The sequence below is a fragment of the Streptomyces sp. NPDC102406 genome (genome assembly GCF_044765725.1).
In the GTDB taxonomy this organism is placed as follows: Bacteria; Actinomycetota; Actinomycetes; order Streptomycetales; family Streptomycetaceae; genus Streptomyces.
Genome location: NZ_JBIWKP010000012.1, coordinates 189,142 through 197,264 on the forward strand (window position 1 = coordinate 189,142; position 8,123 = coordinate 197,264).

General features: G+C 72.8%; 7 protein-coding genes and 1 rRNA gene. 2 read left to right on the forward strand and 6 right to left on the reverse strand.

Translation table 11 applies throughout. The annotated features are described in order from the left end of the window. Positions 1-10: 10 nt before the first annotated feature. On the forward strand, positions 11-358 hold the full coding sequence (locus ACIRF8_RS33225) for an SCP2 sterol-binding domain-containing protein (RefSeq protein ID WP_404221064.1): 348 nt from the start codon (positions 11-13) through the stop codon (positions 356-358). Here the strand turns inward: ACIRF8_RS33225 and ACIRF8_RS33230 are convergent. The 4 genes from ACIRF8_RS33230 to ACIRF8_RS33245 form a co-directional block, all read right to left on the reverse strand. Further along, on the reverse strand, positions 342-1,238 hold the full coding sequence (locus ACIRF8_RS33230; protein ID WP_404221066.1) for an ABC transporter ATP-binding protein: 897 nt from the start codon (positions 1,236-1,238) through the stop codon (positions 342-344). The two genes, ACIRF8_RS33225 and ACIRF8_RS33230, sit on opposite strands and share 17 nt — an antisense overlap. Beyond that, the gene (locus ACIRF8_RS33235; protein WP_404221068.1) at positions 1,235-2,263 is read right to left on the reverse strand and encodes a FecCD family ABC transporter permease; all 1,029 of its coding nucleotides are present in this window, start codon (positions 2,261-2,263) and stop codon (positions 1,235-1,237) included. The genes ACIRF8_RS33230 and ACIRF8_RS33235 overlap by 4 nt, the downstream gene beginning before the upstream one ends. Next, the gene (locus ACIRF8_RS33240; RefSeq protein ID WP_404221070.1) at positions 2,260-3,306 is read right to left on the reverse strand and encodes a FecCD family ABC transporter permease; all 1,047 of its coding nucleotides are present in this window, start codon (positions 3,304-3,306) and stop codon (positions 2,260-2,262) included. Before ACIRF8_RS33240 ends, ACIRF8_RS33235 begins: the two co-directional genes overlap by 4 nt. A gap of 117 nt (positions 3,307-3,423) precedes the next feature. Next, entirely contained in the window at positions 3,424-4,476 is a 1,053-nt protein-coding gene (locus tag ACIRF8_RS33245) for an HAD hydrolase-like protein (protein WP_404221073.1), read from the reverse strand. Positions 4,477-4,548: 72 nt separating this feature from the next. On the opposite strand from ACIRF8_RS33245, the gene ACIRF8_RS33250 reads away from it, so the two are divergent. After that, positions 4,549-5,838: a DUF1015 domain-containing protein gene (locus ACIRF8_RS33250; RefSeq protein ID WP_404221075.1), complete on the forward strand. Its 1,290-nt coding sequence runs from the start codon at positions 4,549-4,551 to the stop codon at positions 5,836-5,838. Positions 5,839-5,901: 63 nt separating this feature from the next. Here ACIRF8_RS33250 and ACIRF8_RS33255 read toward each other — a convergent pair whose 3' ends face one another. Together ACIRF8_RS33255 and rrf are read right to left on the reverse strand one after the other, a co-directional pair. After that, positions 5,902-6,630, reverse strand: coding sequence for a hypothetical protein (locus ACIRF8_RS33255; protein ID WP_404221093.1), 729 nt, complete (start codon positions 6,628-6,630; stop codon positions 5,902-5,904). Positions 6,631-8,030: 1,400 nt separating this feature from the next. Further along, positions 8,031-8,123, reverse strand: a 5S ribosomal RNA gene (rrf, locus tag ACIRF8_RS33260); the annotation flags it as partial.

An 8,123-nucleotide genomic window follows, 5' to 3' on the forward strand; every position in this document is an offset into this window, starting at 1 on the left:
GTCGATCACGATGGCGACGACGCAGGAGTGCCGGGCGGCGCTCGACAGACTCTCGGACAGCATGGCGGGCGCGGACGGCGACGTCCGGGCCGCCGCCGCGCTCGACCGCTCGCTGAGCTGTCGCATCACCGACCTGGACGTGACGTTCTCCGGCCGTCTCAGAGACGGCCGGATCCAGGTGCTCGACACCCGCCAGGGGCCGCCCGCCGAGAAGGCGCAGATCCGCCTCTCCCTGACGGGCGACGACCTGGTGGCGCTGGTGGACGGCCGCCTCCACTTCGCGAAGGCGTGGGCCTCGGGCCGGGTGCGGCTCGAAGCCTCCTTCCGCGACCTGCTGCGCCTCAGGACGCTGCTCTAGCCACGGCCGGCGCCTTCGGGTGGGCCTGCTGCCGCGCCTTGCGCGCGGCCGGCACGACCAGCGGCGTCCCGGTCTCCGGGTCGTCGATGACCTGGCACTTCATCCCGAAGAGACGCTCGACGAGGTCGGCGGTGACGATGTCCTTCGGGGCACCCTCGGCGATCACCTCGCCGCCGCGCAGGGCGATGAGGTGGGTCGCGTACCGGGCGGCGTGGTTGAGGTCGTGCAGGACGGCGACGAGGGTGCGCCCCTGTTCCTCGTGCAGCTCGGCGCAGAGGTCGAGGACGTCGATCTGGTGCTGGATGTCGAGGTAGGTCGTCGGTTCGTCGAGCAGCAGCAGCGGTGTCTGCTGGGCGAGCGCCATGGCGATCCATACGCGCTGGCGCTGACCGCCGGAGAGCTCGTCGACGTAGCGGTCGGCGAGTTCGGCGACGCCGGTGGACTCCATGGACTCCCGTACGACCTGCTCGTCCTGCGGCGACCACTGGCGCAGCAGGCCCTGGTGCGGGTAGCGGCCGCGGGCGACGAGGTCGCCGACCGTGATGCCGTCGGGCGCCACGGAGGACTGCGGCAGCAGGCCGAGCGTCTTGGCGACCTTCTTCGCGGGCATCGACTGGATGGCGTTGCCGTCGAGCAGGACGCGGCCCGCGCTCGGCTTGAGCATCCGCGACAGGGCGCGCAGCAGCGTGGACTTGCCGCAGGCGTTGGGGCCGACGATCACCGTGAAGGAGTGGTCGGGGATCTCCACGGACAGCTTCTCGGCGATGACGCGCTGGTCGTACCCGAGGGTCACGTCGTCGGCTATCAGCCTGTTCACTGCGGTGCTCCTTCGGTTCTGGTGCGGCTGGTCCGCCTGGGAGGTGTGGGGCCGGTCGCTCATATCCGGCCCGCCTTGCGCTCGGTGACCAGGAGCCACAGCAGGTAGGCGCCGCCCACGACGCCGGTCACCACGCCGACGGGGAGCTGGTCCGCGCCGAACGTCCGCTGCGACGCCAGGTCGGCGACGATCAGCAGCGCCGCGCCCATCCAGGTGGAGGCCATCAGGTTGGGTCCCGGCGACTTGGTCAGGCGCCGGACGATCTGCGGGGCGGTCAGCGCGACGAAGACGACGGGTCCCGCGGCGGCGGTCGCGGCGGCGGTCAGGAAGACCGAGGCGGTGAGCAGCAGCAGCCGGGTGCGCTCGACGCGGATGCCGAGCGCGCCGGCCGCGTCGTCGCCCATCTCCAGCATGCGCAGCGGACGCCCGAACACGGCGACGACCGGGGCCAGCACGGCGAACAGGATCAGCAGCGGCCACACCTGCTCCCAGCCGCGGCCGTTGAGGGACCCGGTCATCCACACGGTGGCACGGGCGGCGTCCACGAAGTCGGCCTTGGTCAGCAGATAGCCGTTGACGGCGGTGACGAACGCGGAGACGCCGATGCCGACGAGGACGAGCCGGTAGCCGTGCACGCCCCGCTTCCACGCGAGGACGTAGATCACGAGGCCGGTGACGAGTCCGCCGACGAGCGCGCCGAGCGCGACCTGCACGGCGCTGCCGCCGAAGATCACGATCATCACGAGGGCGCCCGCGGTGGAGCCCTGGCCGAGACCCAGCACGTCGGGGCTGCCGAGCGGGTTGCGCGAGATGGACTGGAAGAGGGCGCCGGACAGGCCGAGCGCGCCGCCGACCAGGAGGCCGACGAGGACCCGCGGGAGCCGCAGGTCGTTGATGATGAACTCCTGCCCGGCGTCGCCGTGGCCCGCCAGGGTGCGCAGCACGTCCAGGGCCGGGATCGGGAAGTCGCCGGTGCCGATCAGTACGACACTGGCGGCGAGCACAGCCACGACGAGGACGGCCACGACGACGGCCGCGCGGACATCCAGCCGTACGGAGAGCCCGCCCGGGGTGCGTATCGCCTTCACAGTTGGGCCAACCTCCGGCGTCGTACGAGAAGGATGAAGACCGGCGCGCCGATGACGGCGGTGACGATGCCGACCTGGAGCTCGGCGGGGCGGGCCACGAGCCGCCCGACGACGTCGGCGCCGAGCAGCAGGACGGGCGAGAGGACCGCCGCGTACGGGAGGATCCAGCGCATGTCGGGCCCGGTGAAGGAGCGCACGATGTGCGGCACCATCAGGCCGACGAAGACGATCGGCCCGCAGGCCGCGGTGGCGGCGCCGCACAGCAGGGTCGCGGCGGCCATGCTCAGCGCGCGGGTCCTGCCCAGGTGCGCGCCGAGGGCGCGGGCCGTGTCGTCGCCCATGGCCATCGCGTTGAGCGGCCGGGCGAGGCCGAGGGCGAGCACGGCGCCGACGGCGATGAACGGCAGCACCTGCTGGATGGTGTCCGTCTTGGCGCTGGCCAGCGAGCCGACCTGCCAGAACCGCATGCGGTTGAGCGCCACGTCATCGCTGATCATCACCGCGTAGAGGTAGCCGGACAGGGCCGCGGTGATCGCGGTACCGGCGAGCGCGAGGCGCACCGGCGTCGCACTGCGGGTGCCGCCGAGCACGTAGACGAGGACACCGACGGCGGCGGCCCCGAAGAAGGCGAACCACACGTAGCCGCTGAACGAGGTCACCCCGAAGAAGCTGATGGCGGTCACGACGGCGGCGGAGGCCCCCATGTTGATGCCGAGGATGCCGGGGTCGGCCAGCGGGTTGCGGGTCAGCGCCTGCAGGACGGCACCGGCGAGGCCGAGCGCGAGTCCGGCCAGCAGACCGAGCAACGTCCGCGAGACGCGCTCCCCGACGACGATGTCCGCGTAGGTACCGGTGTCGTGGAACAGCCCGTGCCAGACCTGATCCAGCGCAAGCGGTTTGGCACCGACGGCGATGCTCGCCACGAGGACGGCGAGCAGCACGACGACCGAGGCGAGAAGCCCGGCCGTGCGCAGCACCGCACGGCGGCCTGGGGGCGCGGGAGCGGTGTCCGCGCGCGATTCTGGGGGGCTGTCGACCAACACGAGGTTAGGTTAGCCTATCCTCCAAATCGGCTACATCCCGCTGCGCCGCGCCCGGCATCGCGCATACCGCCCCGCAGCCGCGGTAAACCCCCGCGCGCCGATACCACTGCCCCCCGACTACAGATCCAGCCGCGCCAGCGCCTTCGCCGCGTCCAGCTCGCACGTCCCGTCACCGGCGGCGGTCCAGGCGGCGGCACACAGGGCCCGCAGCCCGTCGATCGCGTCGCCGTCCCCCTCCAGGTCCAACCGCTCGTCCCCCGCCGACGCGGCCCATCCGCCGCACCGGAACGCGCCCCCTTCCTCGACCACCTCGGGCTGCCCGGTCAGCACCCCGCGCAGATCCAGGTCCACGTACGTCGGCCGGTGCCGCGGCGGCGCCGCCAGGAGCTGCACCCCGTCCGCGACACCGGTCAGCACCAGCAGGCTGTCGACCTCCCCGTTGAACGCGCCCTCGATGTCGGTGTCCAGGCGGTCCCCCACGACCAGCGGCGACCTGGCCCCGGTGCGCAGGATGGTCTCCCGGTGCATCGGCGGCAACGGCTTCCCCGCGACCTGCGGCTCGGCCCCGGTCGCGATCCGGACGACCTCCACCGCCGCCCCGTTACCCGGCGCGATACCGCGTCCGGTCGGAATCGTCAGGTCGGTGTTGGACGCGAACCACGGCACGCCCTTGGCGATGGCGTAGCACGCCTCGGCGAACCGCCCCCAGGCCATGTCCGGCCCGCCGTACCCCTGCGCGACGGCGACCGGCTCGTCATCGGCCGAGTCGACCGGCACAAGGCCCCGCTCCCGCAGCGCGACCCGCAGCCCTTCCCCGCCGATCACCAGCACACGCGCCCCCTCGGGCACCTGGTCGCTGATGAGCCGCGCGACGGCCTGCGCCGACGTGATGACATCACCGGCCCCGGTCGGGATCCCGAGCTCCCCCAGGTGCTCGGCGACAGCGTCGGGCGTGCGCAGCGCGTTGTTGGTGACGTAGGCGAGCGCCATGCCCGCCGCGCGCGCGTCGGCCAGGGACTCGACGGCGTGCGCGATGGCCTCCCCGCCCGCGTAGACGACCCCGTCCAGGTCGAGCAGCGCGGTGTCGTACGCCTCGCTCAACGCCCGCGCGCTGCTCCCCGGCCGCGTCCTCGGCCCGCTGCCGGCCGCACCGCTCGCACTCTGGCTCATTCTGTATCGCCCTTCCTCGGATCCCACTCCCCCGATCATCCCCCACGCCACCGGCACTCGTACGATGCACGGATGAACACTGCAGGTGACGGCCTGGATCTGCGCCCCTTCCGAGGGGTGCGCTACGTCCCCGAGCGCATCGGCAGTCTCGCCGCCGTCACCTCGCCCCCGTACGACGTCGTCGTCCGCCCGGACGGCCTGCTGCACCTGGAGAGCGCGGACCCGCACAACATCGTCCGCCTCATCCTCCCGCAGACCGGCCCCTCGGGTTCCCCGCAGTCGCGCAACGACCAAGCGGCCACGACCCTGCGTCGCTGGCTCGCCGAGGGCGTCCTCGCCCCCGACGCCGAACCGGCCCTCTACGTGTACGAGCAGCGCAACGGCGAGCTGCTCCAGCGCGGCCTCATCGGCGCGCTGCGCCTGTCCGACGCCTCGGAGGGCGTGGTGCTGCCGCACGAGGACGTCATGCCGCACGTGGTGGAGGACCGCGCGGGCCTGATGCGCACCACGGCGGCGAACTTCGAACCGCTCCTGCTGACCTACCGGAGCGACGGCGACGCCACGGGCGCCACCGCGGCCTCCGTCGTCGAGCGGACGGCCGGCCGTGCTCCGCTCCTGTCCACGACCACCGAGGACGGTTACAGCCATCGCCTGTGGTCCGTCACGGACCCGGCGGACGTCCGCACGGTCCACGACGACCTCGCCCGCCATCAGGCCCTGATCGCCGACGGCCACCACCGCTGGGCGACCTACCTGCGGCTGCGCGCCGAACACCCCTCGCCCACGCCCTGGGACCGAGGTCTGGTCCTCCTCGTCGACACGGCCCGCTACCCGCTGCGCGTCCGTGCCATCCACCGGCTCCTGAACCGCCTGCCGATCGAGCAGGCCCTGACGGCGGCCACCCCGTCCTTCCGCGTACGGGAGGTCGCGGGCCCGCTTCCCGAGGCGATGGACGCCCTGGCCGAAGCGGCGCGGCACGGCAACGCGTTCCTGCTCACCGGCGCCGACGACACGTACCACCTCCTGGACCGCCCGGACCCGGACCTCCTGGACCGGACGATCCCGGCGGACCGCCCGCAGATGTGGCGCACCCTGGACGCGACGGTCCTGCACTCCACGCTCCTCGCCCACATCTGGGGCATCCCCGAGGACTCCCCCACGGACGTCACCTACATCCATGACACGGAGGCGACGGTCGAGAAGGCCCGGAGCGACGGCGGCACGGCGGTCCTCATGCACCCGGTCCGCGAAGAAGTCGTCCGCGAGCTGGCCCGCCAGGGCGTGACGATGCCCCGCAAGTCGACGTCGTTCGGCCCGAAGCCCGCCACGGGCCTGGTCCTGCGCACCCTCACGAACGACTGACGACGAACGACCGGCGGGCGGGCCCCTGAGGGAGCCCGCCCGCCGTCTCACACCACGCGCCGTCTACTTCTCGTCAGCGCCCTTGTCGTCGGCACCGTCGCTGTCGTCGTCCTCGTCGAAGGCGTCCACGAACTCGACGCCGTCCAGCTCGGCCAGCCGGTCCGACGCGTCCGTGGTGCCGTCCTTGTCGGACTCCACGGCCTTGGCGAACCACTCGCGAGCCTCGTCCTCCCGCCCTGCGGCCAGCAGCGCGTCGGCGTACGCGTACCGGAGCCGCGCGGTCCACGGCTGTACGGAGTTCGAGGCCAGCTCGGGGCTCTGGAGCGTGACGATGGCGGCGTCCAGTTGATCCATGTCGCGCCGCGCCCCGGCGGCGACGAGCCGCATCTCGACCTGCCCCGCCTTGTCGAGCTTCTGCACCTCGGGAGCTCCGGCCATGTCGAGCGCCTTCTCCGGCCGCCCGAGCCCGCGCTCGCAGTCGGCCATCACGGGCCACAGCTCCGCGTGCCCGGTCATGCGCCGCGCGGCCCGGAACTCGGCGAGGGCCTCGCTGTAGTTCTGGCTCGCGTAGGCGGCGAACCCGGCGGCCTCACGGACAGCGGCCACACGGGACGCGAGCCGCAACGCGACCTTCGCGTACCCGTACGCGCCCTCGGGGTCCTCGTCGATCAGCCGGGCGACCATCACCAGGTTCTTGGCGACGTCCTCCGCGAGCCCCTTCGGCAGGGACTGAAGCTCCTGCTGTACGTCCTTGTCGAGCTCGTAGCCGGAAACGTCCTCGGGGATCGGCAGCCGCTTGATCGGCTCCCGGTCCCGCTCCCGCTCGTCCCGGTAACGCCCGCCACCGCGCCGGTCATCACGGCGGTCGTCCCGCCGGTCGTCACGGCCCCGGTAGCCACCACCGCCGGGCCGCCCACCCCGGTCGTCGCGGCCACGGAACCCGCCGCCGCCGCGGTTGTCGCCACCACGGCTGTCATCACGGCCGCGGAAGCCGCCGCCGCCACGGTTGTCGCCACCGCGGTCGTCCCGACGGTCGTCACGTCGGTCGTCCCGACGGAAGGGGGGACGGTCGCTGTCACGGCGCGGCCCACGATCCCGGTCACGGTCACCGCCACCGTAGGAGGGCCGGTTGTCGTCGCGGCGCGGCCCACGGTCGCGGTCGCCGCCACCGTAGGAGGGACGGTCATCCCGCCCACGGAACCCGCCACCACCACGGTTGTCATCACGCCGGTTGTCGTCGCGACGGAAGCCGCCGCCGCGGTTGTCGCCGCCACGGTCGTCCCGACGGTCATCGCGTCGGTCATCCCGACGGAAGGGGGGGCGGTCGCTGTCACGGCGCGGCCCACGATCCCGGTCGCGGTCACCGTAGGAGGGACGGTTGTCCTCGCGTCCACGGAAGCCGCCGCCACGGTTGTCGTCCCTGCGGTCGCCACCGCGGTCATCGCGCCGGTCGTCCCGACGGAACGGAGGACGGTCGCTGTCACGGCGCGGCCCGCGATCCCGGTCGCCGCCACCGTAGGAGGGACGGTCATCCCGCCCACGGAACCCGCCACCACCACGGTTGTCGCCGCCGCGATTGTCGTCACGGCCGCGGAAGCCGCCGCCAGCACGGTTGTCGCCGCCGCGGTCGTCACGTCGGTCGTCCCGACGGAACGGGGGACGGTCGCTGTCACGGCGCGGCCCACGATCCCGGTCACGGTCACCGCCACCGAAGGAAGGCCGGTTGTCGTCGCGTCGCGGCCCACGGTCACGGTCGCCGCCACCGTAGGAGGGACGGTCATCCCGCCCACGGAACCCGCCACCACCACGGTTGTCGTCGCGACCACGGAAGCCACCACCACGGTTGTCGCCACCGCGGTCATCGCGCCGGTCGTCCCGACGGAACGGCGGGCGGTCGCCGTCGCGGCGCGGGCCGCGGTCGCGGTCGCCCTGCGGACGGTCGTCGCCTCGGTCGCGGCGCGGAGCGCCACCGCTGCGGTAGCCGCCTCGGTCACCACTGTCCCGGCGGCGCTGGTCGCGCTCCGGTCGCTCGTCGGGAGAGTTGGGGGACATCGGTGTGACTCCTGTCTTCGGTACCGCAAGTCATTCTCGCGCAGCCGAGGAGCCGGCGCGCTTCGAGAAGAGCTCTGGAAATACAAAAAGGACCTTTGGTCCCAGCATGTGTGCCGGGACCAAAGGTCCTCTCAATAATAGTTCGGCGGCGTCCTACTCTCCCACAGGGTCCCCCCTGCAGTACCATCGGCGCTGTGAGGCTTAGCTTCCGGGTTCGGAATGTAACCGGGCGT